Consider the following 24,198-nt stretch of genomic DNA (forward strand, 5'->3'; position numbering starts at 1 on the left):
ACCTGTTGGCTCGGAGCGTGCTTTCAGCTAATTCGCAGGATTTTGCTGACGGTCGCGGCGCTCCACAACCCAGGTTCGGATGCTGAAAATGATGGACGCGGTGATGAAGAAACCTGCAATCACATAGGCAGCTGCTTTGACCCCAGGAATGCTTGCTGCGTAGTAACCGACGAGGGTCAAACCAACTCCCCAGGCAACTGCGCCAACAAAGTTGCTGGTGAGGAACTTGAAGTAGTTCATCTTGCCAATGCCGGCAACCCAGGGAACAAATACGCGAGCCCAGGGAATGAAGCGCGCAATCACGACGGACCACCAGCCATAGGAGTTATAAAACTTCTCCACCCGGGCAATGATCTTTTTCATTCGTGGACCGCTCTTGCGATCAAGATAGGGGCGTCCGAGGTGGCGACCCAAAATAAAACCAACCTGGTCGCCAACAAATGCTGCGATACCAACGCCCAGTGCCAGAATCCACACGCTCAACTGAGGAGTTGCTGCCGTGACGAGACCGGATGCGAACAGGAGAGAATCGCCAGTAATGAAGGGGATGAACGCACCAACGAACAATCCAGTTCCGGCGAATACCAATCCCCACACCACGAGATAGAACACCACAACACCTACTTGTGAGAACAGATCAGTCATCTGTCCATCAAGTGCCGAGGCGTGCAACATAGATGCTCTTTCTCATGAGGTTGATCGAGAAGTATTTGTACGGGAGAAGGGACTTGAACCCTCACGCCTCTCGGCACCAGAACCTAAATCTGGCGTGTATACCAATTTCACCACTCCCGCGAGTGTTACCTGACTAGTTTATGTGTCATTCTGGTTCCACCGCTCACTCCCTCCTGAGAGGACACAACGTACGTGACCCCTGCACCACAGCACCGTTTCCTACTCCTAGATGGGATGCGTGGCGTTGCCGCCCTCGGTGTTCTTGCTTTTCACGTCACCGTCAGTGCAACCTCAGATTTCCAGCAGCTGGCTTCCTTCTATCTCTTCGTGGACTTCTTCTTCGTCCTCAGTGGCTTTGTGCTCTGGCCCAGCATGCCTCAGCGCAGCAAGCAGCTGGGCCGCACATCAGGCATCTTCATTCTCAAGCGTGTTTTTAGATTTTGGCCACTGGCTATAACCAGCCTCATTGTTGCGTTGATAGCCATTGACTGGGAACGCAATGTGTTGGTGGCGAAAGATAACTTCAATGCTCCTTATGGCAGCCTGGCGGGATTACCCGCAGATGAACGGGTCCATATCCTCGTCATTGCTTTCCTGCTTCTTCAGGTGTTGCTGGCTTCTGCCATTGCGATCAACGTTCCGCTGTGGTCCCTCTCTGCTGAGTGGATTGCCAACGTCATTTACGCTCCCCTGACAGCTGTGAAGTGGGGAATGGGAATCATCCTGGCCATCATCGCTGGCTACGTCATGCTCTGGTATGGATTGACCTCAGATGCGTCCTTCATTGAATACAGCGGACCTATCCGAGGTTTTGAGGCGGTGGGTCGTGCGTTTCTCGGCTTTGGCTTGGGACTCTTGCTACGCAAGTATCTGACTCAGTTATCTCGTTTTCGTAACTGGTGGATGCTGGTTATCTCCATTGCATTGGTGGTCTCTCTGTTCTTCATCGAAGATGCCTGGCACTGGGATTCTTACCGCTACAACATCACCTACTTCGCTGCCCCCATCTTTGCTCTGCTGATTCTGCAGCTGACTAAGTTCGAAGTCACCCCGGGAACGCGCAAAGCCAAGGTGTTGTCCTTTATGGGTGTCTATTCCTTCGGTGTGTATGTTTTCCACCAGCCCCTGATCCAGTGGACCAACATTGTGTTGGGCACACCCAGTGGTGCCTACCCACCTGGCAAATGGGTCTACTTCTTCCTGGTTGAATCCGTGAGCATCACGATTGTGTCAATCTTGTTCACGCTCATTGCCCGCACGTTAGTGGAGGCACCACTGCAGCGCATTGGCAAGCGCTTGATCCAGAAAGCGTCGTCGAAACTATCCGCGTAGACTTGTCTCGTGGCTAAATTCGTCAAAACCCCCTTCACCATTGAGGTCTATGACCTCATGCACCGTCCCGGTGAGCACCGCGAGCGTGAGCTCGATATTGCTGCGCCTGAAAAGTTGGGCGAAGGAATTATTGCTGTTCCTGCGGGCGAAAATATCCACCTTGACCTGCGTTTAGAGTCGCTCGGCGACGGTATTTTGGTCACCGCTGAGGTCGAAACAACAGCTCTGGGAGAGTGCGGAAGATGCCTCGAACCCATCGAGCAGGACCTCGAAGTCGAATTTCAGGAACTTTTCGCGTATTCTGTTGACGAAGCATTTGATTATGAGGTTCACGACGACCACGTGGATCTTGAACCTCTAGTCAGGGAAGCGGTAGTGCTCGCACTTCCGTTCCAGCCGGTTTGCCGGCCAGATTGTGCTGGTCTCGATCCTGAGACTGGTGAGCGTTTGGCAGAACCACTGGATACCACGCTGGAAGAGACGATTGACCCGAGATGGGCCGCGCTGAGCCAGCTGACTGCTTCCGCAGACAACGGTGACACAAGCACCGGTAAAAAGAAGTAAGTAAGAAGAGAAGAGATAGCCATGGCTGTTCCCAAGCGCAAAATGTCGCGAGCTAGCACTCGCATGCGCCGTGCCCAGTGGAAGGCAACTGCTGCCACCCTCGTCAAGAGCGTTGACGCTAACGGCAAGGTTTCCTACAGCCTTCCTCACCGCGCCAAGGTTGTTGAAGACTCTGCCGGCACCCCACTCTTCATGGAGTACAAGGGCCGCAAGGTAGCTGACGTTTAGTCACACCCTTATAGGCGAGTGAGCATGAGCTCTCCTGCTTCTGGTCATCAGACCGATATCTCGAGTCTCTCGAGTTCTCTTGGCATACCCCTGAACGGGGAGCTCTACGAGCTTGCCTTGACGCACCGCTCCTATGCCTACGAGCATGGCGGCATTGCCAACAACGAGCGCCTGGAATTCCTCGGCGACTCAGTATTGGGTCAAGCCGTCACGGTCATGCTCTATACCAACTACCCCGACTTGGATGAGGGTGACCTGGCCAAGCGCCGGGCTTCCTTGGTCTCCACACTGGCTTTGGCTGAAGTGGCTCGCAGTATTGAGCTCGGCCAATACATTCGCTTAGGTAATGGCGAAGAACTCACCGGTGGACGCAACAAGGATTCCATCCTGGCTGACACCGTAGAAGCACTCTTTGGTGCCACCTATCTCACCGCAGGTCCCGAGGTTGCCAATGCCCTCGTGCTGCGCCTGATTGAACCACTGCTGGACAACCCCGAACGCTTCGGCGCTGCTATGGATCCCAAGACCAGCCTGCAAGAAGCTGTTGCCAAGCTGGGTACTGCTGTTCCTGTGTATTCGGTTGAAGCAGCAGGTCCTGACCACGCACGCGTCTTCACCGCCACTGTCACCGTGGGTGAACTCGTTACCGCCACCGGCACAGGCACCAGCAAGAAGCACGCCGAGATGGCAGCTGCCCTCACTGCGTGGTCATCGCTCGGCGAGACGAACTAACTTCCCTATGCCTGAGCTTCCCGAAGTTGAGGTGGTGCGTGCAGGGTTAGAACCTGCACTGGTCGGTGCTCGGATTGACTCTGTTCAGGTATTCGATCCACGTTCGCTCAAACGTCATGACGCGAGACGTGGAGATTTTGTCGGCATGCTTCAGGGAGCAACGGTGCTCTCTGCCGAGCGCCGAGGAAAGTTCATGTGGTTCCCTCTGGGCTCAGGCGATGCCCTGGTGACTCACCTGGGCATGAGTGGTCAGGTTCTCTTACGAGATCTCGATGCAGCACCAGATCGCCATTTGCGCATCCAATACGTCATCACGCATCCAGAGCATGGCCAGCTCGTGGTTAACTTCGTCGACCAGCGCATCTTTGGATCGATGGCTGTGGATGAACTGGTGGAACAACCTTCGGGCCTTGTTCCCTCTCAAGCAGCCCACATCGCGCTGGATCCCCTCAATCCGTTCTTTGATGACGAGCTATTCATCACGCGGCTGCGCAAGAAAAGCACAGGCGTGAAGAGAGCCTTGCTGGATCAGACACTCATTAGCGGCGTGGGGAACATCTATGCCGATGAGTCGTTGTGGGCGGCAAAGATTCACGGGGAGAAACCTTCAGACACGTTGTCGAAGGCGAAAGCACGTGAGCTCCTGGAGGCAGTGCGAGCAATCCTCACCAAAGCATTGGGGGAGGGTGGCACCAGCTTCGACGAGCAATACGTGAACGTGAACGGTGAATCGGGTTACTTCTCCCACAGCCTCAACGCCTATGGACAGCAGGGCAAACCGTGCCCACGTTGCGGCACACCCATTCGGCGGGTGACGTTCATGAACCGTGGTTCACACTTCTGCCCGAAATGTCAGAGGGTGGCATAAGACTGAGCTCAGTTTTCTCTGGTTTCGAAGGGAAAGAGAGGTAGTTATGTACATAACAAGTTCTGAGTTGTACAATTCAGATATGTCTATTGTGAGTGTGGCTGACGCCCGAAACAACTTCTCTGAGATCATTACGCAGTCTCAGACCGAAGCTGTCTTTATCGAACGCCGGGGCCAACAGGCAGCAGTTCTGGTGAGCCCCGAGCATTACGAGCGCATGATGGTTGCACTTGAAGACGCAGAGGACGTTGCAGCATTTGATGCAGCAATGGCTGAAGAGGGCCCCAACATTCCGTGGGCTCAAGTGAAGTCAGATCTGGGTTGGGTGTGACCTACTCGATTGAACTTCGCCCGGCTGCAATTCGTGCACTGAAAACAATTGGGCATCAAGACCGGGACCGTGTTCGCGGAGCTATAGCTTTGCTCGGTGAGGAGCCACGCCCTCCAGGCGCTCAAGCACTGCAGGGGCGCCCAGGTCTGCGCGTGCGAGTGGGGAATTACCGCATCATTTACACCGTTGACGACAACGTGTTGGTCGTCGTCGTCATTACGCTGGGACACCGCAGAAATGTCTATGAGAAATAAAGTTATTCTTCACGTATCCCTTCGAAAGTAAGCTCGCAGTCATGACTATCTCTGCACCGGAGACTCCCTACATCGCTATAGAGCTCGGCATACTGCAGGGAAACATTGCCCGCGCTGCTGAGGCAGCGCGCACGGCAGGCATTGCTCTGCGTCCCCACGTGAAGACACACAAGATCATCGAGATCGCCCGCATGCAAGAAGCCGCCGGGATTCTCGGTATCACGGTTGCCACCCTTGGTGAAGCTGAAGTGTTTGTGGAGGCAGGATTCCCGGATGTCTTCATTGCCTATCCGCTCTGGTTGACGCCTATTAAGGCAAAGCGATTAGATGCTCTCCTTGATCGAGCCACTATTCGGATGGGGATTGATTCGCTGGAATCGGGAAAGAAACTTGCCGAGCATCTTCGAGGCCGTGCTTCTCTGATTGAACTACTCATCGAAGTGGACTGCGGTCACCACCGCAGCGGTATTGCTCCTGAGGGCGTGGGGAAGTTGGCAGTTGGTCTTCGAGATCTGGGTCTTGAGGTGTCCGGGTGCTTTACCTTCCCTGGACATAGTTACTCAGTCGATGGCCGTGCCGCAGCGGCTCAGGACGAGGCGCGGGCGTTGTCTCATGCACAGGAGCAGCTTGTTGCAGCTGGCTTCCCTGACGCCAACATTGTCAGCGGTGGATCTACACCGTCGCTGGCTGAGGCAGATGCTTCGGTGGTGACCGAGCAGCGTCCGGGTGTCTATGTCTTCAACGATGCACAACAGATTGAGCTGGGTTCGTGTGACTGGGACGACGTTGCCCTGACCGTGCATGGAACGGTGGTGAGTGTTCGTGGTAGCCGGGTGATTGTGGATGCGGGAAGCAAGGTACTCGGTGCCGATAAAGCCCCTTATGCCAGCGGCTATGGTCGTGTGCTGGGACAGCCCGATGCGCGCATCGTGGCGCTGTCTGAACACCACGCCACCATTGAGTTCCCTGAAGGATATGCGCCCGTTCTGGGTGATGTTCTGCCGGTTATTCCGAACCATGTGTGTAACACCGTGAACCTCGCAGATGAGGTTTTTGTCTTCGATCGTGGTGTTGTTGTGGACCGCTGGAAGGTCGCTGCGCGGGGAAGAAATTCCTGATTTTTCTATTTATCTTGATATCGAGATAAATGAGGAGTATTGTTCCGGTCATTGGAACCTTATTTCTTGAGGCCTGAAAGGGCAGATATTTCATGAGTCCAGCACGTACTACTGCCGGTGCACCTATCTCCTCGATTGGTCGCGGCATCGCCGTTCTTGGTTGTTTCAATGAGCGCCGCCGCGCACTGACGCTGTCGGAACTGTCTGAGAAGTCCCTGCTTCCCATGTCGAGCACACACCGTGTTGTTGCCGAGTTGGTTGCGGGTGGTTTCTTGGTTCGCGGATCTGACCGTCGTTACCGCATCGGAACGCGCGTGTGGTCGATTGGTCAGCTCGCTCCTGTAAGCGACCAGCTGCGTCACCGCGCCCTCCCCACTCTTGCTCGTCTCTATGAAGAGACCGGTGAAAACATCACCCTCGCCGTGCTGGACCGCGGCCAGGCACTCTACGTTGACCGTATTGGTGGCGAACGTTCCGTTCACACCGCATCTCGTGCGGGTGGACACCTTCCCCTGCACACCACAGGTGTGGGCAAGGTGTTGCTGGCGTGGCAGAGCCCCGAGGCTATTGAGAAATATCTCAGCCGTCCGCTCTCTCGCACCACTCCCTACTCGATCGTGGACCCCGTCAAGCTCAAGACCGAGCTGGTTGAGACCAAGACTCGTGGCTATGCCGTGGCTCGCCAGGAGAGCACAGCAGGTAACGGATCTGTTGCTGTTCCTATTCTGCGAGGTGGCCGTTGTGTGGCTGCTGTGGGTGTGGTTGCTCACCTGACACACATGGATATTCCTCGTTTAGTAGAGGTGCTTCAGCAGGCTGCTGATTCGATTCGTAAAGAACTCGAAGACGACCACTAAATCGGTGGTTTTGTCGGGCTTTTATATCCAGTAAATTTGTTAGTTAGTGCGTTCGCACTGCTGACCGGGGAGCCTTCGACGTGTATCTAAAAAGCCTGACGCTCAAAGGCTTTAAGTCGTTTGCCCAGCCGACCACTTTTGCCTTCGAGCCCGGTGTCACCTGTGTGGTGGGACCCAACGGTTCGGGTAAGTCCAACGTCGTTGATGCGCTCGCCTGGGTTATGGGTGAGCAGGGTGCAAAGACTCTCCGCGGCGGCAAGATGGAAGACGTCATCTTCGCGGGAACCTCCACCCGCGGCCCGCTAGGCCGCGCCGAGGTTCTGCTCACCATCGATAACTCTGATGGTGCTCTGCCCATCGAATACTCCGAAGTCACCATTAGCCGAACCCTGTTCCGTAACGGCTCGAGTGAATATGCCATCAACGGTGAAAACTGCCGTCTGTTGGATGTTCAAGAACTTCTCTCTGACTCCGGTCTGGGTCGCGAGATGCACGTCATTGTGGGTCAGGGTCGACTCGATAACGTTCTTCAGGCCAGCCCAGAAGATCGCCGCGGTTTCATTGAAGAAGCTGCGGGAATTCTCAAGCACCGTCGCCGCAAGGAAAAGACTGTGCGCAAGCTTGAAGCGATGCAGGCTAATCTCACCCGTCTGACTGACCTCGCAACCGAGGTTCGTCGCCAGCTCAAGCCCCTGGGACACCAGGCCGAGATTGCTCGTGAAGCACAGAGCATCCAGGCTGAGGTGCGCGATGCCCGCGCACGCATCCTGGCTGATGATGTTGTTCAGTTGCGCACCACTCTCGACGCCCATAACAAGACCGAGTCTGAGCGTCACAGTGAACGTATCGTGCTGCAAGAACAGCTTGAGCGCACCATGTTGCGCGTGCGCCGTCTCGAAGCAGACCAGAGTGCTGATGATGTTGAGTCAGCCCGCAAGACTGTCTTCGCTCTTGAATCTATTCAGGAACGTCTACGTGGTCTCTATAACCTCGCTAATCAGCGTCTCGCCCTCCTCGGTGCAGACACTGACCAGCAGCCATTGGGCTCGGGTGTGAACCAGGCCATGATCGAGGGCGCTGAGTCTGAGGTTGAGGTTATGCGTGGCATCGTCATTGCTGCTGAAGCTGCCTGGCAGGCTGCCCAGCAGGCGACTGTGGTCGCGCGCGAAAAGCTGGACTCTATTGACGAGCAAATCTCAGCACAGTCCGCTCTGGTTTCTCAGCACGATCTGGAACTGACCAGCCTGCGCGGAAAGAAAGAAGCAGCTGACTCTGCACTGGCTGCCGTGCGCGGTGAAGTTCTGCGTCAACAGAACGCACTGGATGCGGCAACTGAACGTCGTGTTTCTGCTCAAGAAAACTTGGCCCAGGTTGAGTCAGATTCTGCTGACACCACCGCGGGTGAAACAGGTCTGAACGACACCTATGAATCTGCTCAGGCTGCTGTGGTGGAAGCAGATGCCACCATCGATCGACTGCGTGATGAACTTCACACTCTCGAGCGTGAACGTGATGCACTCCAGGCGCGCACCGGCGCACTCTCGATGGCTCTAGATCAGAAGGATGGCTCCTCTGCTCTGGTGAAGGCCAAACTCTCCGGTATTCGTGGCCTTGTGGCCGAGCACATTCAGGTTAAGGCCGGTTTCGAAGCAGCAATCGCAGCGGGACTTGGTTCCCTCTCTGATGCTGTGCTGGCCGATGACATGGACTCTGCCATCTCGGCACTTGCCAATGTGGATCGTGACGACCTCGGTCGCGTGGAAATTGTTGTTGCGGCCAAGCCGGGCAAGAGTGCAGTCTCCTTACCCAGTGTTGTGGGTGTTGTCCCCGCCTCTGACGTGGTGACTGCGCCGGAAGGTGTGTTGGCACTTCTCGCATCCACCGTCATCGCCGATGACCTGGATGCAGCACGAGCTGCATGGAAGCAAGGCTTGGACACCTCCGATGCCAACGTCACCATCATCACCAAGGCTGGTGAAGTTCTCACCCGCTTCGTCCTGCGCGGTGGTTCCGGTTCGAAGCAGAGCCGTATTGAGCTTGTCTCTGATCGTGACGCAGCCCAGAAGCGCCTCGATGAAGTTATTGGCCTTATCGACAAGGCACGCCTGGATCTTGCTGACCAGCGCGGTGTTGCCCAGGTCGCCAAGGAACGCTCCACCGCAGCACTTGCTGCACTGCGTGAATATGATTCACAGCTGGCTGCCCGCTCGGAAGCACTCAACCGTGCTCGCGTTCAGGTCGAAGCAGCTATTGCTGAATCTGAGCGCCTGAGCGCCTCACTGGCACTAGCTGCCACTTCTGTTGAGGAAGCAGAGCAGAACGCTCACCGTGCCACGAGCGAACTTGAGTCTGTCGAGTCTCGTCCGCGCCCCATCCTGGACGTCTCTGCTCGTGACGAACTCTTTGCTGAACTTGAACAGGTTCGTGAAAAGGAAGTGCAGTCACGTCTGGAGCTCGAAACGGCGCGTGAACGTGTTCGTGCTGAAGAACTTCGCGTGGAGAGCCTGCGCCAGCAGCTCGACGCTGACCGTGCTGCAGCAGAAGAAGCAGCACGTCGTGCTGTTGTTCGCCGCCGCCAGATTGATGCCGCTGCCGGAGTTGCTGAAGCACTGCCTGCCGTTCTGGACTCCGTCGATCGTTCCGTTTCGGAAGCACGTGTTCTACTGGGTCAGCGCGAAGCGGACCGTGCAGCACAGAACCAAGAACTCATCACCCTGCGTCAAGAAGAATCACAACTCCGTGAACGTCTGCACTCGATCACAGAGAACGTGCACGGGCTGGAACTGCAGATCTATGAAAAGAAGATGCAGCTCTCTGGTTTGCTCGAGCGTGCAGGTAATGAACTTGGTCTCGTTGAGGACGTGCTCATTGCCGAATACGGCCCCGAGGTGGGTATTCCTGTTGCTCTGGATGCTGATGCACCTGCGGACGCAGAGCCAGAAACCAAGCCATATAACCGTTCTGAACAGCAGACTCGACTAGAGAAGGCAGAGCGTAAGCTCGGTCAGCTCGGTCGTGTGAACCCGCTGGCGTTGGAAGAGTTTGCGGCACTGGAACAGCGCCACACCTTCCTCACCGAACAGCTCACCGACCTCACCAACACCCGCAAGGACTTGATGACCATCATCGAGGAAGTCGATTCCACGATGCAGTCTGTCTTCCAGGCAGCCTTCGATGACACTCAAGCAGCATTTGCTGAAGTGTTCCCCATCTTGTTCCCCGGTGGGTCAGGAAGCATTGCTTTGACCAACCCCGATGATCTCCTCACCACCGGTATTGAGGTCATGGTCAAGCCTGCGGGTAAGAAGATTGACCGTCTGAGCTTGCTCTCTGGTGGTGAGCGTTCGCTGGCTGCCGTTGCTCTGCTCGTGGCCATCTTCAAGGCGCGCCCTTCGCCGTTCTACATCATGGATGAGGTTGAGGCCGCTCTGGACGATGCCAACCTGGGTCGTCTGCTGGCGATTTTCGAAGACCTGCGTAATTCCAGCCAGCTCATTGTGATTACTCACCAGAAGCGCACCATGGAAATCGCGGACGCACTCTATGGAGTCTCGATGCGCCAAGACGGTGTCTCGGCTGTGGTCGGTCAGCGCGTGGCAGCGAAAGAGTCCACTGAAAAGGAAAGTGCGTAAGCTTTCGCAAGCTTGCCGCCTTGGTTTGCACAAATGAGCACTCCTGACGACAACACTCGCATCAACGTGAACGATGACACCGTCATCGGCGTTGATGCCAGTGATGACACCATCATCAAGATTCCGATTGATGAAACAGTTGTGGGTTCAGTTGAGATCATCGATGACAGCACGGTTATCGGAGATGTTGTCCCGTCTGAGGAAACAGTCATCACCAGTGATGACACGGTCATCCCAGAAACGACAGACGAATACAACACCCTCATCGGCTCTCTCATGGACACCTCCTTGGGCCTCAGTGGTCTCATTGAAGAAGTTGAGGAGAGTTCTGGTGACGTCAGGGATACAGCTCCGCAGCAGGAACTCATCTCCCGTTTTCGTTTGCGTCACATCAATGGCACCAAGTACGAACTGACCAAGCCGTTGATCATGGGGCGTCTGCCTGCAGCGCCCCTGCGTGGTGATCGCGGAGTGACTCTCGTTGTTCTTGCCTCACCTGATGGTGTTGTGTCGTCCACTCATGCCCGTGTTGAGGTGCTCGGCGATGTGGTGGTGGTGACCGACCTGCGCTCAACCAATGGCACCCGTGTGATCAATCCTGGGCAGCCCACCGTTCTACTTGCCCCTGGGGACTCGATGGCGCTCGGAGTTGGCGCGATTATCGACCTCGGTGACGGTAATAGACTTGAAGTTCTTGGTTAGCCGTTTTTCTTTCGGTTGTAGCCCCATAATCTTGGAGATTTTCCTGTGACTGCCCTAGGCCAGAACTCGACCGGCACGACTGTTGTCGACACGAGCACTGGTGCGAGCGTTACCCTCTCCTGGGCTGCCGGCACGGATGTGGGAAACCACCGCGCTAACAATGAAGACTCCTTTGCCATTGCCTGCCCCGTCTTTGCAGTCGCCGATGGCATGGGTGGCCACAGCGCCGGCGACATCGCCAGCGACTGCGTCGTGCAGCGCATTGCCGGTCTAGAAAAGCCTGGATTTGCAGACTTAGACGCTCTCGAGATGGCACTGGCCATGTCGGTAGTGGACCTGCGCAACAAGCTCACCGAAGATCAGCAGGGTGCGGGAACAACAGTGACCGGCGCTGCCCTCGTGCAAGAGGGCGACCAGCTGCAGTGGGCAGTGTTCAACATTGGAGACTCACGCGTCTATGTGAAGCTCGATGAAACCTTTGAACAGGTCACCGTGGATCACTCGGTTGTGCAGCAATTGGTGGATGCCGGAACCATCACCAAGGAAGAGGCGGACTACAACCCTCACGCCAACGTGATTACCCGTGCTGTGGGCATCATCGATGAGCCCATTCCTGACTATGTGGCACTTCCTGTCGTCCCCGGCATGCGTTTGCTACTGTGTTCTGATGGCTTGACCAAAGAGCTCACCGATGTCGGTATTGAGCACTTTTTGACCAACGCTCCCACGGTGGAGGATGCCGTGAGCGAGCTCATGAACGCCGCGCTGACAAACAGCGGTCGTGACAACGTCACATTGATCGTCATTGACGTTATTGCGGTCACGGTGGGGCACACCGAATCCTCAGTTTCACCTGCCTAAACTTGCACGTGCGCTGAATTTACGGCGTTATTTGCGTTGAGCTCTCCGAGACTCAATCCAGGTTGACGAAGGTGGTGGGACATGTCGAGACGACTACCCTCAACTCCGCCTGTCCTTTCTGGATTCACATTCGTCCGCGTGCTGGGCTCCGGCGGTTTCGGTGACGTGTTTCTTTATGAACAGCAGCTGCCCCGTCGCAATGTTGCAGTGAAGGTTCTGCTGCCTGAGGTTGTGAACCCTCGCGTGCGGGACATGTTCCAATCCGAGGCTCAGTTGATGTCCCAGCTAAGCACGCACCCCTCGATCTTGAGTGTCTTCGAGGCGGGTGTGAGCGCCGATGGTCGCCCCTATCTCGTGACAGAGGTGTGTGTCAGCGGTTATGGCGAACGCTTCCGAGCAGAGACCATCCCGGTTGCTGAAGCCCTGCGCACCGGCATTCGTATTGCTGCAGCCCTCGAGACTGCTCACCGCGCCAATGTGTTGCACCGTGACATCAAGCCCGGCAACATCTTGGTTACCGCCTATGGCCACCCCGTCTTGAGTGACTTCGGTATTGCCTCTTCGGTGTATTTGGGTGATAACTCCAAGGCTGTAGGACTTTCGGTGCCCTGGTCTGCTCCTGAAGTAATTCGTGAGAGCACCACCGGTTCAACAGCTTCAGAGATCTGGTCGCTGGGAGCCACGGTGTATTCGTTGCTGGCTGGGCGCAGCCCCTTTGAGATCCCCGGCAAGGACAACTCTCCCGGTCACCTCGCTGGCCGCATCTTGAAATCTAAGCCGCAGCCCATTGGTCGGAGTGATGTTCCTGCCCGTCTGGAAGAAGTTCTCAATCAGGCGATGAGCAAGAACCCCATCGACCGACCACACTCGGCACTTGAGTTTGCTCGGCAGCTGCAGCAGGTTGAGACGTCAATGGGCTTAGCTCAGACTCCTCTGGATGTTGTCGGTGATGAGTGGGGTTCCACCGCGATTGTGATCAACGACAACGATCGCACCGCACTGTCCCCGCTCGATGCCCACTCCACGCCAAGTTGGCGACGCCAGGGATATAACTCCACACCGGCTGAACGTGATGAGCTTGCGCTCGTCGCTGCGCGCCGCCGGCGCAAGCTCCTGATTTCTGTCGTCACGGGTGTGGTGGCAGTAGTGACCATCGTCACTCTCGTCTTGGCAACGGTGGCCGGATAATCATGATCCGTTCGTGGTTACGCCGCCTCCTCGGGGCAACCCCACGCCGTCGCACCATTATCAAGTGGACGGCGGCGACCAGTGTGCTTTCACTTCTGGTCATCGGTGCACTCGTGGCCACCGGGTATCAAGCACAGCGCGTGAACCTCGATGACGGTGCAGTCTGGGTCACAAACGGGGACAAGCAGGCCATTGGCCGAGCCAATACCAAAGTCTTTGAACTCAACACCGTACTCACCACAGATTCCAGTCAGATGGATCTGGTGCAAAACGCTCAACACGTGTTCCTCATCAATGACGCCACGCGTTCATTGGATGTGGTTGATCAGGCAACCGGAGAGGTCTCGGAGAGCATCCCACTTCCGCAGGATGTGACCTATGCGGCGCTCTCTGGTGACAATGTCATTTTGCACGCCCCCAGCTCTGGTGATGTGTGGGTTATCCCCGCCGCAACGATTTCAAACTTTGATGCGCAAACCCAGCCCGCCAACTTTACGGTTGGTGCGGACTCTGTTGTGGCAGTCAATGCGCAAGGTCTTCTCGTGGGCGTCAGTGCCAAGCTCAGCACCCTCTCCAGCATCAACACTTTGACTTCCGTCACTCCCGAGTCGAAGACTCTGGATGCGCAGCTCACCACGGGCAAGCTCGAGATCACGCTGGTGGGGGACCGGTGGGCTGTGCTGGACCGTGAATCAGCAACGCTCATCACCGCTGGCCGTGTCATCTCTGTGAGCGCAACCGCCACTGAACTAGCTCAGGCGAAGCTGCAGCTTCCCAGCGCCGTGGGCGTGAACGCGAGCAATAACGCGTCTACGAATGTCTCGGGCACCTCATCTGTGCTGTTGGCAACCAGTTCAGGACTTTCCGCCATCAACCTCGACAGTGGTGAGACGTCACTCATTACTGCGTCAAACGGCCGCCCCGCTGCTCCTCTGATTGAGGGGGAGTGTGGTTATGCGGCGTGGTCTGGTGGCACCGTGTGGTCGAAGTGCGGTTCAGCTGGGGACAGCACGGACAATGCAGAATCCATGTCTGGATCTGCCCAGCTGACGTTCCGCGTGTCTGATGGTGTTATTGCGCTTAATGATGCTGCCACTGGTTTGGTCTGGGCGGTGCAGGGTGGAGTTCGCCTCATCGACAACTGGGATTCACTCCTGGCTCAGCAAGCTCAAGAACAGCAGGTAGTCCAAACCAATAACGCTGATGCCCCTGAGTATGACAAAAACCCAGCACCCCCGGTTGCGGTCGATGACGATCTGGGTGCCCGTCCAGGTCGTGTGACTGCTCTCCCTGTTCTTCTCAACGACTACGACCCCAATGGTGATGCGCTCGTCATTGACTCGGTGACAGGTATTCCTGCCGGGCTCGGTGAGATTTACATCAACGCTGACCGTAATCAGGTCATGGTTCGTCTTGCCCCTGATGCTGCCGGTGCTACCCAGTTCGACTACACGATTTCTGACGGCCGCGGCGGCGAAGCCTCCGCCACCGTCACGCTCAACATTCGTCCTGATTCAGAAAACTCTCCACCTGTTCAGGCTCGCCCCACACGCACTTCTGTGGCCATGGGCGGGCAGGTCATTGTGAATGTGTTGGGTGACTGGGTCGACCCTGATGGCGATGCCATCTTCGTTGCTGCGGCAACAACCGAGGAACCAGACTCACTGTCCTATTCACCCGCAGGTCGTGTGGCATTCACCGACTCTGGTCGCGGGGGTGGTGGAAACAAGCAGATTGCGCTTGAAGTCTCTGATGGCCGTGCCTCAGGTTTTGGCTCCGTCCAGGTCAGCGTGAAGGCAGCTGGTCAGGTGCCCATCGTTGCTGAAGCATTTGCCGTGATAGCGGTTCAGGGCCAGCCGGTCACCATTAATCCTTCCCCACACATTCGCGGGGGATCTGGTGTGCTGAGCCTGACCGGTGTTCCGGCTGTTCCTGGTGTGGATATCGTTACCGACTTTGCCAACTTCTCCTTCTCTGTAACCGCGTCCCGCACAGGATCCACCTATGTCACCTATGCGGTGACAGACGGTGATGCCACCGGATCGGGTCTGGTGCGCATAGATGTGATTGATCCGCCCGAAGTTTCAGCTCAGCCGATCACCTCTGCCCACGCGGTCTATGTTCCGCTGCAGCAGTCCCGCACGGTTGATGTGACCGCCACCGACCGCGATCCTGCCGGCGGTGTGCTCGTGGTCACGGGAACCATGAATGTTCCTCTTGAATCAGGTATTCAAGTAGAGGTAGTCGACCACAGACTTGTGCGGGTGACGCTCACTAAGCCACTAGATGCAGCCGTGTCCTTCGGATATCGCATCAGTAACGGTATTTCTCAGAGCGAAGGCACTATCACGGTTGTGCAAACACCAGCACCACCGGTTGCCCAGGCACCTGTTGCTGTTCCCGATGTGGTGGCTGTGCGCGTGGGAGATGTCATCAGCATTCCTGTCCTTGCCAACGACATTCACCCTGACGGTGGCCAGCTCACCTTGGCACCCACCCTGGATCAAGACGTTCCCTCCGGTGCAGGACTGCTCTTTGTCTCGGGGAACCAGCTGCGTTTCCTTGCTGGCAACAACCCGGGAACCTACTCGGCCGTGTACCGCGTCAACGCAGATAACGGCCAGTGGGCCAGTGGCACGGTCACTATCTCGGTTCGCGCCATTGACGAAGACACCAACCAAGCACCTACCCCGCGCACAGTGACCGCCCGAGCTATGTCTGGTCAGACCGTGCGTATTCCAATCCCATTGGTCGGTATCGATCCTGACGGTGACTCGGTGCAGTTTGTGGGTCTCGACACCAACCCTGAGAAGGGCTCCATCACGTCAGTGGGTGGTGACTGGATTGAATATGAAGCTTCTGCCTATGCAACCGGTACTGATTCCTTCAGCTATTCGGTTGTTGACGCTCTTGGAGCGCAAGCAAGTGCGACCATTCGCGTCGGAATTGCAGAGCCACTTGCCGGTGGCCGCAATCCCATTGCGGTAGCCGATAACGTGATCGCACGCCCGGGATACACCGTCTATGTCCGTGCCTTACAAAACGACAGTGACCCTGATGGACGTCCGCTCTCCATTGTGACGGTGACCCCTCAGGATGATTCCGTCACGGCAGAAATCGTGGGCGATCTGGTCAAGATCACCGCACCTTTGACTCCAGGACGCTATGGCCTGATCTATGAAATAGAGAATGACCTGGCAGGTTCCGCCTCCAACTTCATCACTCTCGATGTTCAAGCACAGGCACCACTGGCTAAGCCCGTTATCTCCGATGCGGTGGTGAGCCTGACAGACATCCTTGGCCACAACAGTGTCGATGTGAACGTGATGGCGAATGCCTTCTTCGCTGATGGACCGGTATCGAGCCTGCGCCCCACCATTGTGAACGGCTACGGCCAGACTGCCCGTGTGATCTCGAGCAATACGGTTCGCGTGCAGGTGCTGGCACAAAGCCAGATCATTCCGTTCTCTGTCGCTCACCCTGATGACCCCAGTGTCACGTCGACAGCTTTTATTTGGGTCCCCGGCACTGATGATGCCCTACCTCAGCGCAAGCGTGGTGTTGCTCCGCTGACGGTAGTGAGTGAGCAAACCCTGCGTATCAATATCAATGACTACGTCATTGCCGCATTGGGTAAGAACGTGAAGCTGACGGACTCCGCAACGGTTCGTGCGACCCATGCAGATGGCTCCAGGCTTGTCGTCAACGACACCACTCTGAGCTACACCAGTGAGGATCGCTACTTCGGTCCAGCATCTATTTCCTTCGAGGTCACTGATGGCGATTCCGCCACGTCACCCGGTGCTCACACCGCCACGATTGTGTTGCCGATTACCGTAACACCTCGAGAAAACATGCCTCCGGTCATGATGGGTGCCAACATTGACCTCGAACCCGGTCAAGAGAAGACCCTCGACCTCGTCCGCGTCACGCGCTATCCCTACGTCGATGACCAAGATGAGCTCGAATACACCGTCTCAGGTGCTGGTCAAGGTGTCAGCGCGACCTTGGACGGTCAGACACTGACCCTCAAGGCCAGCGACGATGCTGCCAAGGGTCGCACCGTTCCGTTGACTGTCACCGTCAAAGACAAAGTTGCGGACGGTTCTCCAGGTCAGATCATTATTCGTATCGTGCCCTCGACCAGGCCTTTGGCTATCCCGGCAACGGACAGCATTGTGGCCAAGCGTGGTGAAACCCAGACCGTGGACGTGCTGGCCAATGACCAAGCCACCAACCCCTTCCCTGGACAGCCTTTGAAGGTCCTTTCGGTTCGCGGTCTTGATGGAGGAAACATTCCTGCGGGGGTCACCGTGACTCCATCTGCAGATAAGTCCACTTTGACGGTGACGGTCTCTGGTAACGCCGACCCTAGTGACACCACGCTTGAATATGAGGTGGCAGACGCCACCAACGACCCCGACCGTTATGTCTGGGGTGTCATCAACATTTCTGTTCAGGATGTTCCTAACGCACCACAAGCACCCACTCGTGCAGCTGGGTTTGTCTCTGGAACACTGACCTTATCGTGGCCAGCACCAGCTGCCAACAACTCGGCTATTTCGAAGTACACCGTCGAAAGCGACGGCGGCTACCGCAAGGAATGCACCTCCACCATCTGTTCGCTGGATGGTTTGCCCACCGGTCAGCGCTTCCGCTTCACCGTGAGTGCCACCAACGCCATTGGTACATCTCAGCTGAGTAACTGGAGTGAGCCACTGAGCGCAGACGTCATTCCAGCAGGGCCTGCCCAGGTCAATATTTCCACCGCGGCATATGATTCTTCTCACCCCGAGGGTGGCGGAATTAATGTCTCCTGGAGTGCTGTGGGAACGCCCTCTGGTGGTAGCCCTGTCAGCAAGTACGTGGTCACCATCATCGAAGATGGCACCACCGTGCGGGCAAGTTACGACCAACCTGCCAATGTGACAAACCTTCCCACGCTATGGCTAACCCCCGGGCACTCTTATGTTGCACGCGTCACTCCGCAGAACAACGCAGACACCGATAACTGGAACACCACCAGCTCTGGATCTATCGTTGCCATCGGTGCACCTCAGCCAGCAGGTGGCCTGGTGGCCACCCAGACTGGCGCCAACGGTGAAACCACGCTGAGTTGGAACCCCGTGGGTGCCAACGGTGCTGGATCAGTGACCTATTACGTCAAGGGTGGAACGTCTTCCTTCTCAGACGGAACCTGCCTCTCGGGCTACCAATCCGGCGCGACCAATGTGGGCTCGGCAACCTCCTGGAATGACAACTCTTCCAAGAGCGTGGGCACTTACAACTACGTTGTCTATGCCGACAACGGCTTTAGTTGCGTTGCCCAGACAACCAGTCTCACCATTGCCCAGCGCATTCCAGGAGCTGCGTCCTATGACGCAGCCAGCTGTCTTGAATTCCCTCTGGCCACACCAGCAGTGACCTGTTCTACAGCTACAAACGGCCAAGAATTTGTCATTCGAGTGGAAAACCCCACTGTTGCCTCGCTGCAGTCCTCCGTCCACACGTGGCAGATCCAGATTGGCAGCAACTGGGTTGATCTCACCGAGGTAGTCGGGGCATCCACTCCGACTTACCAAATCGATAAAACCGCCTACTTCCAAGCCGGAGGAACCTCCGGCACAGGCCAGACTGTTGTTATTCGTGGCTGCACAGCTGCTGGTGACTGCGGTGCTGGCGGTTCCACCTCCAGTGGAACACCTGCTCCCTTCTACATTCCAACCCAGAACTAACCGCTCCATCGAAAGGCACAACATGAGTATGAAACCCGAACAAGCAGCCGGGTTCCAGAAAGTTTTCGACAAGCTCGTCGGAAACGTGGAACAGGTTCTTCTCGGCAAGAATCGAACCGTTCGCCTGGCATTCACTGCCATGCTCAGTGGTGGTCACCTCCTCCTCGAGGACTACCCCGGAACGGGTAAGACCTCGCTGGCTCGTGCCATGGCGCAGAGTGTGCAGGGAAGTCATTCACGTATTCAGTTCACCCCTGATCTTCTGCCCGGTGACATCACCGGTGTGAGCATCTTTGACCAGAAGAAGGGTGCTTTCGAATTCCACAAAGGCCCCATCTTCTCCAACATCGTTCTCGCGGATGAGATCAACCGCGCAAGCCCCAAGACGCAGTCGGCTCTGCTCGAGGTCATGGAAGAGCACCACGTGACCGTGGACGGTGTGACCCACCCCACCGGTGAGCCTTTCATGGTGATCGCGACCCAAAACCCCATTGAGCAAGCCGGTACCTACCGCCTGCCCGAGGCCCAGTTGGACCGCTTCCTCATGAAGGCATCCTTGGGCTACCCCGACCATGCCTCAACCATGCTCATACTGGAAGGCTCTGCCAAGAAGCAGGCTGCTGAACTCGACGGTGTTGTGCCCGCCGAGATGGTGGTCAAGCTCATTGAATTGGCTAAGAGCGTCCACGTTGACCCAGAGATCAATGACTACGTCTCCCGCATTGTCGAAGCCACCCGCTTTGCTCCTGAAGTTCGCCTGGGCGCCTCCGTTCGTGGTGCTTTGGCACTTATTCGTGCGTCTCGGGTTCACGCAGCATCGCAGGGTCGCCACTTCGTTATTCCTGATGACGTGAAGGCACTTGCTGACTCCGTTCTTTCTCACCGCCTCGTGCTGGACCCCGAAGCTGAGTTTGATGGCGTCACCGCCAACAACGTTGTGGGCAAGATCTTGATTGATCTTCCCGTGGGAGCACCTGCCGCATAATGAACTTCCGTGTTGTCACCTCGCGAGGCTGGGGCTGGGCTGTTGTAGCCCTGCTCTGCCTTGTCGTGGGTGTAGCACAGGGATGGATTGAACTCATAGGTTTGGGTGTTGCTGGACTGCTCACCTTTGGTCTGGCCACGCTCTACGCACTCTTTCGCCACTCTCATGAAGTGTCCTTCCACCTCGCTCACGAGCGTGTGGTCGTTGGAGATGAAGCACAGCTCGTCGTGACGGTGTCTAATCCCACTGGTCACTCACTGGCGTCGCTTGATGTGGTTGTTCCCGTGGGGGAGCAGCAGGTGGAGACTCAGGTGGGTCGACTGCGTAAAGCTGCGCAGGACGACATCACCTTGCCTGTTCCCACCGATCACCGTGGCATGGTTCAGGTGGGGCCTGCCCGTGTCATTCGACAAGACCCGCTGGGGCTCATCTCGCGTGAAGTTGTTCACGGGGATGTGCGCACGCTGTTCATTCACCCCAAAACTATCGGCTTGCTCAGCATGAGTACGGGCTTTGTGCGAGATCTGGAAGGTAATCCCACCAGGGACCTCACCGGCAGTGACCTGTCTTTCCATGCGCTACGTGAATATGTTCCCGGTGATGATCGCCGCAACATTCACTGGAAGTCCACGGCGAAGACGGGCCAGTTTATGGTCCGACAGTTTGAGCAGACTCGTCGCAGTCACCTCATGATTGTGCTGGACACTGAGCCTGAAGTCTTTGCAACCGATGACGAGTTCGAACTTGCCGTCAGTGCGGCGGCATCACTGGGTGTTCGTGCTATTCGCGACACTCGTGACCTCTCTGTTTTAGTGAGCGCTGATGCTAGGCCCGCTTCAACCGGCCGCCTCAGTGCTTTGCGTGAAGCTGCACGAGAGCTGGCTTCACGTCGCCGTGCTGAACGTGGTTCTGCACCTGCCCGAATTCGAGCGATGTCTACTGTTTCCCGCGACCGACTACTCGACGAACTCTCTGGAGTTCACCTGCAAGAGGGAAGCCCCAGCATTGTGGAGCTCTCTCGACTGGCTTCTGCTCAGGCCGCTGATGTTTCTATTGCGTTCCTGGTCACCGGTGCTGCCGTGGACTCCAAGACGCTGCATTCTGCCTCTGTGGCATTCCCTGCCGGGGTTGAAGTGGTTGTAGTGAGCTGTGCTCCGGAAGCCTCCCCCGTCACACGCCGAATGGGCAGACTAACTGTGGCAACCATTGGTCGCCTCGATGATCTCCAGCAACTCCTCGGCAAACGCATGGCGGTGTCGTAATGAGAGCGCTTTTCCTTGCCTTCGCCGTGGTGGTGTCGCTCGTGCCGTTGTGGCCGGTGTATCAAAACCCTGCATTCTTTGTTGCTGTAGCTGGTGGTGCCCTTCTCGGTGCCTTCATTGCACTGCTCTCTGCCCGCGGTAAGTGGTCCGTGCTCCGCACCGCGCTCACGGCAGTTGCTGCCTATCTGATCTTCGGTGTACCTCTGGCTGTGCCGAGCGAAGCATTCCTCGGCTTCCTTCCCAGCCTGCAAGGTGAACTCAATCTGCTCACTGGTGTCGTGCTGTCGTGGAAACAGCTGGTGACGGTCATGCCGCCTGTGGGCGCATACGAAGCTCTTTTGGTACCTGTGTTCTTGCTGTCATTGCTGGGAGTATTGCTTGCGGTTGTGCTGAGCCTGCGGATCATTCGCACGCGAGGAATTGCCTCCGTGGCTGCACTGGTTCCCGTAATCACGCTGGGTGTCGCCATCTGGCTTGGCCCAAGTAGAAGTTTCGCCAGTGTTGTCGTCACCGTGGGTGTGTTTGTTCTTATAGCGATGTGGTTTGCGCTCAGCCGCGTCGGTGTTGCCCGAGCTGGATTCAGGGCAATCGGTATTCTCGTTCTTTCTGCAGTAGTGGCCTCTGCGGTTGTCTCGGTCACTCCCATCACGGACCGCACAGTCTGGCGCACCGAGATTGACCAGCCCTTCGTATTGCAAGACGACACCAGCCCACTCTCTGAATACCGTTCTTTTGTCACCGGCGATGACAAGAACAAGGATCTTCTCTCGGTTACTGGGCTGAGCGCGGGCCAAAGACTCAGTATTGCCACCCTCGATAACTACACCGGGGTGTTGTTCTCCGTCGGCGGCATCGCCGCTGACTTCACCAAACTGCCTGGTTCTATCCCCGCAACCTCCAAGACAGGTGATGAAGTCTCTGCACAGATCACGATCTCAGGACTAAGAGGTGCATGGGTTCCTCTGACAGGAGAGCTCGGCTCGTTGAGCTTCACTGGAGCAGGTTCACGAGCACTCACTGATGCCTTCTATTACAGCCGTCCCGCGGGTACAGGAGCTGTTACCACAGGTTTGACAGAGGGTGATAGCTATCGCACCACAGGTCTTGCTGCACCCGAGGTGTCAATCTCCTCTGTTGGTTCCCTCGAACCTGGTAATGCCATTGTTCCTGCCCCTCAGGTGATGCCTGATGGGCTGGATGCTTTTGTGTCTTTGTCTTCCAAGGGAAAAACGTCTGCAGGGGAACGCGTGCAAGCAGCACTTACCGCATTGACTTCCCAGGGTTACATCAGCCATGGTGGTCCCGATGAGGTTCCCAGCGCATCTGGTCATGGTGCTAATCGTCTCGCTGCTCTCTTTGCGGCAAGTCCCATGGTCGGAGATGCAGAGCAATATGCGGCTGCCGCTTCGCTGATGGCAACACAGATTGGCTTCCCTTCTCGTGTGGTGATGGGCTTTATCGCCCCTGAAGGCTCCGATGCGGGTACTGAAGTGACCTTTACCGGCGCTGAGATGACGGCGTGGATCGAAATCAACACCACCAACGGCTGGGTTGCGGTGAACCCCAACCCTGCGGAACGACCTATCCCGGAAGAGCAGCCTCAAGACCCCACAGAAGTGGCCTTCCCACAAACCGCAGTGGAACCCCCTGCGCAGGATGAACCACAACTCAACGACAACTCAGCACCTGAAGCTGCTGATGAAGAACAGCCCACGGCAGTGGATCCCGTATTGCAAGCCATTCTTGCGGTGCTGAACGTGGTTGGGTGGTCACTGCTCTGGCTAGGTGTTCTTGCGTCTCCGTTCCTCGCAATAGTCATTGCGAAGCGGCGCCGACGCGCAGCGCGTCACAGCGCCGCAGATCCCCGTGAGCGTGTGGAAGGCGCTTGGAGTGAAGTGCGAGATGCCCTGCTTGATCATGGCACTGCTGCATCTGCCTCGATGACGCGTCAAGAATTAGCAGAGTTCACTGCTCTGCCAGCAGCAACCACGGTTGCCGTGCTGGCAGATACAGCCCAGTATTCGGTTGATTCCGTCACCGAATCTGACGTGATTCGTGCCTGGTCCGAAGCAGCTGGTGTGGTCAAGGAATTAGATGCAAACCTGACTCGTTGGCAGAAATTCAGAGCAAAGATTTCAGTGAAATCATTTGGTCTGTCATGGGCTCGCTTCACCGCTTGGTTGCCCAAGCGCCGGTAGCATCACAGTCATGGTGTGTGAGGTATGTCAGAGCGCGCTCCCGGACGGAGCGCTGTTCTGTGGCGAATGCGGCAGTTCTGTCTCCCGCACCCAAGCCATTCCTGTGGTGAAGCCAGAGCCTGTTGCTGAGCCTGCGGTTGAAGTAACTTCTGCACCTGCTGATCTTCCCCCCGCAGAGAGTTTCACTACGGTTCCTGCGCAGGAACCTGAAACAACTTCGACCAACATTATTGAGCAGATCGAGGGCGTTGACCTTTCAGAGCTCTTCGAAGAACCGCCTGCCCGTGTTGTTGAAGCACCCCGTTTTGCTACCGAGAACGAACTCACCTCCATGGTCTCGTTCACCGTCACCCTGGGAACAGGTGAAAGCGTTGAGATCACCCGCAGTGGACTCTTAGGCCGCATGCCCACGCCTGCTGAGGATGAAGAGTTCGAACACCTCATCGTGGTCTCAGACCCGGGTCGATCCGTCTCCAAGACCCACCTTGAGTTCGGTGTTGAGGGCAATGAATTGTGGATTTCTGACCGCAAGAGCGGCAACGGAACCATTATTCGTGAGCCCGGTGTTGTGCCCCGTCGTGCACAACCAGGAACTCACTACACCGTGGTGCGCGGAACTCGGGTGGATTTCGGAGATCTCCACCTCACCATTAGCTAACGCGGAGTTATCCACGAA

19 protein-coding genes and 1 tRNA gene are annotated in these 24,198 nt (G+C 56.6%); 18 read left to right on the forward strand and 2 right to left on the reverse strand.

Annotated elements, in window-relative coordinates:
- Positions 1–27: 27 nt before the first annotated feature.
- Both RR877_RS02590 and RR877_RS02595 read right to left on the reverse strand, forming a co-directional pair.
- Positions 28–675, reverse strand: a complete 648-nt coding sequence (locus RR877_RS02590) for a DedA family protein (protein WP_277495116.1) — start codon at positions 673–675, stop codon at positions 28–30.
- Positions 676–713: 38 nt separating this feature from the next.
- Positions 714–795, reverse strand: a tRNA-Leu gene (locus RR877_RS02595).
- 72 nt (positions 796–867) lie between these two features.
- Between RR877_RS02595 and RR877_RS02600 the strand changes: the two genes are divergently transcribed.
- From RR877_RS02600 to RR877_RS02685, 18 genes are all read left to right on the forward strand, one after another.
- Complete coding sequence (locus RR877_RS02600) at positions 868–2,007, forward strand: acyltransferase (RefSeq protein ID WP_332627665.1); 1,140 nt, start codon at positions 868–870, stop codon at positions 2,005–2,007.
- Between the two features lie 57 nt (positions 2,008–2,064).
- Complete coding sequence (locus RR877_RS02605; protein WP_110234889.1) at positions 2,065–2,571, forward strand: YceD family protein; 507 nt, start codon at positions 2,065–2,067, stop codon at positions 2,569–2,571.
- 21 nt (positions 2,572–2,592) lie between these two features.
- The gene (gene rpmF, locus RR877_RS02610) at positions 2,593–2,799 is read left to right on the forward strand and encodes a 50S ribosomal protein L32 (protein WP_110233896.1); all 207 of its coding nucleotides are present in this window, start codon (positions 2,593–2,595) and stop codon (positions 2,797–2,799) included.
- A 24-nt stretch (positions 2,800–2,823) separates the two neighbouring features.
- On the forward strand, positions 2,824–3,531 hold the full coding sequence (gene rnc / locus RR877_RS02615) for a ribonuclease III (RefSeq protein WP_280796387.1): 708 nt from the start codon (positions 2,824–2,826) through the stop codon (positions 3,529–3,531).
- 7 nt (positions 3,532–3,538) lie between these two features.
- Entirely contained in the window at positions 3,539–4,399 is an 861-nt protein-coding gene (mutM, locus tag RR877_RS02620; RefSeq protein WP_110233891.1) for a bifunctional DNA-formamidopyrimidine glycosylase/DNA-(apurinic or apyrimidinic site) lyase, read from the forward strand.
- 82 nt (positions 4,400–4,481) lie between these two features.
- Complete coding sequence (locus RR877_RS02625; RefSeq protein ID WP_110233889.1) at positions 4,482–4,730, forward strand: type II toxin-antitoxin system Phd/YefM family antitoxin; 249 nt, start codon at positions 4,482–4,484, stop codon at positions 4,728–4,730.
- On the forward strand, positions 4,727–4,984 hold the full coding sequence (locus tag RR877_RS02630; protein WP_110233887.1) for a type II toxin-antitoxin system RelE/ParE family toxin: 258 nt from the start codon (positions 4,727–4,729) through the stop codon (positions 4,982–4,984). The genes RR877_RS02625 and RR877_RS02630 overlap by 4 nt, the downstream gene beginning before the upstream one ends.
- Before the next feature lie 41 nt (positions 4,985–5,025).
- Complete coding sequence (locus tag RR877_RS02635; protein ID WP_110233885.1) at positions 5,026–6,102, forward strand: alanine racemase; 1,077 nt, start codon at positions 5,026–5,028, stop codon at positions 6,100–6,102.
- 92 nt (positions 6,103–6,194) lie between these two features.
- Positions 6,195–6,959: an IclR family transcriptional regulator gene (locus RR877_RS02640; protein ID WP_110233883.1), complete on the forward strand. Its 765-nt coding sequence runs from the start codon at positions 6,195–6,197 to the stop codon at positions 6,957–6,959.
- An 80-nt stretch (positions 6,960–7,039) separates the two neighbouring features.
- Complete coding sequence (smc, locus tag RR877_RS02645) at positions 7,040–10,591, forward strand: chromosome segregation protein SMC (RefSeq protein WP_332551090.1); 3,552 nt, start codon at positions 7,040–7,042, stop codon at positions 10,589–10,591.
- A gap of 33 nt (positions 10,592–10,624) precedes the next feature.
- Entirely contained in the window at positions 10,625–11,293 is a 669-nt protein-coding gene (locus RR877_RS02650) for an FHA domain-containing protein (RefSeq protein ID WP_332627667.1), read from the forward strand.
- A 45-nt stretch (positions 11,294–11,338) separates the two neighbouring features.
- Positions 11,339–12,154, forward strand: a complete 816-nt coding sequence (locus tag RR877_RS02655; protein WP_332551092.1) for a protein phosphatase 2C domain-containing protein — start codon at positions 11,339–11,341, stop codon at positions 12,152–12,154.
- 81 nt (positions 12,155–12,235) lie between these two features.
- Positions 12,236–13,342 carry a serine/threonine-protein kinase gene (locus RR877_RS02660; protein WP_332551093.1) on the forward strand — a complete coding sequence of 369 codons (1,107 nt, stop codon included), beginning with the start codon at positions 12,236–12,238 and terminating at the stop codon, positions 13,340–13,342.
- Positions 13,343–13,344: 2 nt separating this feature from the next.
- Positions 13,345–19,077, forward strand: coding sequence for an Ig-like domain-containing protein (locus tag RR877_RS02665; protein WP_332627669.1), 5,733 nt, complete (start codon positions 13,345–13,347; stop codon positions 19,075–19,077).
- A gap of 22 nt (positions 19,078–19,099) precedes the next feature.
- Positions 19,100–20,062 carry a MoxR family ATPase gene (locus RR877_RS02670; protein WP_110233870.1) on the forward strand — a complete coding sequence of 321 codons (963 nt, stop codon included), beginning with the start codon at positions 19,100–19,102 and terminating at the stop codon, positions 20,060–20,062.
- Positions 20,062–21,324, forward strand: coding sequence for a DUF58 domain-containing protein (locus RR877_RS02675; protein WP_332627670.1), 1,263 nt, complete (start codon positions 20,062–20,064; stop codon positions 21,322–21,324). The genes RR877_RS02670 and RR877_RS02675 overlap by 1 nt, the downstream gene beginning before the upstream one ends.
- Positions 21,324–23,522: a transglutaminase-like domain-containing protein gene (locus tag RR877_RS02680; RefSeq protein ID WP_332627672.1), complete on the forward strand. Its 2,199-nt coding sequence runs from the start codon at positions 21,324–21,326 to the stop codon at positions 23,520–23,522. Before RR877_RS02675 ends, RR877_RS02680 begins: the two co-directional genes overlap by 1 nt.
- A gap of 10 nt (positions 23,523–23,532) precedes the next feature.
- Entirely contained in the window at positions 23,533–24,180 is a 648-nt protein-coding gene (locus RR877_RS02685; protein ID WP_332619018.1) for an FHA domain-containing protein, read from the forward strand.
- Positions 24,181–24,198 lie beyond the last annotated feature (18 nt).

Origin of the sequence: Aurantimicrobium sp. (assembly GCF_036667855.1) — a bacterium.
Taxonomy (GTDB): domain Bacteria; phylum Actinomycetota; class Actinomycetes; order Actinomycetales; family Microbacteriaceae; genus Aurantimicrobium.

Bases quoted from the DNA above. Each gene is read 5' to 3' on its own strand.
- rpmF (WP_110233896.1), top strand. From the start codon at position 2,593: ATGGCTGTTCCCAAGCGCAAAATGTCGCGAGCTAGCACTCGCATGCGC.
- RR877_RS02680 (WP_332627672.1), top strand. From the start codon at position 21,324: ATGAGAGCGCTTTTCCTTGCCTTCGCCGTGGTGGTGTCGCTCGTGCCG.
- RR877_RS02660 (WP_332551093.1), top strand. From the start codon at position 12,236: ATGTCGAGACGACTACCCTCAACTCCGCCTGTCCTTTCTGGATTCACA.
- RR877_RS02685 (WP_332619018.1), top strand. From the start codon at position 23,533: ATGGTGTGTGAGGTATGTCAGAGCGCGCTCCCGGACGGAGCGCTGTTC.
- RR877_RS02670 (WP_110233870.1), top strand. From the start codon at position 19,100: ATGAGTATGAAACCCGAACAAGCAGCCGGGTTCCAGAAAGTTTTCGAC.
- RR877_RS02605 (WP_110234889.1), top strand. From the start codon at position 2,065: ATGCACCGTCCCGGTGAGCACCGCGAGCGTGAGCTCGATATTGCTGCG.
- RR877_RS02635 (WP_110233885.1), top strand. From the start codon at position 5,026: ATGACTATCTCTGCACCGGAGACTCCCTACATCGCTATAGAGCTCGGC.
- RR877_RS02640 (WP_110233883.1), top strand. From the start codon at position 6,195: ATGAGTCCAGCACGTACTACTGCCGGTGCACCTATCTCCTCGATTGGT.
- RR877_RS02590 (WP_277495116.1), bottom strand. From the start codon at position 675: ATGTTGCACGCCTCGGCACTTGATGGACAGATGACTGATCTGTTCTCA.
- RR877_RS02625 (WP_110233889.1), top strand. From the start codon at position 4,482: ATGTCTATTGTGAGTGTGGCTGACGCCCGAAACAACTTCTCTGAGATC.
- rnc (WP_280796387.1), top strand. From the start codon at position 2,824: ATGAGCTCTCCTGCTTCTGGTCATCAGACCGATATCTCGAGTCTCTCG.
- RR877_RS02650 (WP_332627667.1), top strand. From the start codon at position 10,625: ATGAGCACTCCTGACGACAACACTCGCATCAACGTGAACGATGACACC.
- RR877_RS02675 (WP_332627670.1), top strand. From the start codon at position 20,062: ATGAACTTCCGTGTTGTCACCTCGCGAGGCTGGGGCTGGGCTGTTGTA.
- RR877_RS02665 (WP_332627669.1), top strand. From the start codon at position 13,345: ATGATCCGTTCGTGGTTACGCCGCCTCCTCGGGGCAACCCCACGCCGT.
- mutM (WP_110233891.1), top strand. From the start codon at position 3,539: ATGCCTGAGCTTCCCGAAGTTGAGGTGGTGCGTGCAGGGTTAGAACCT.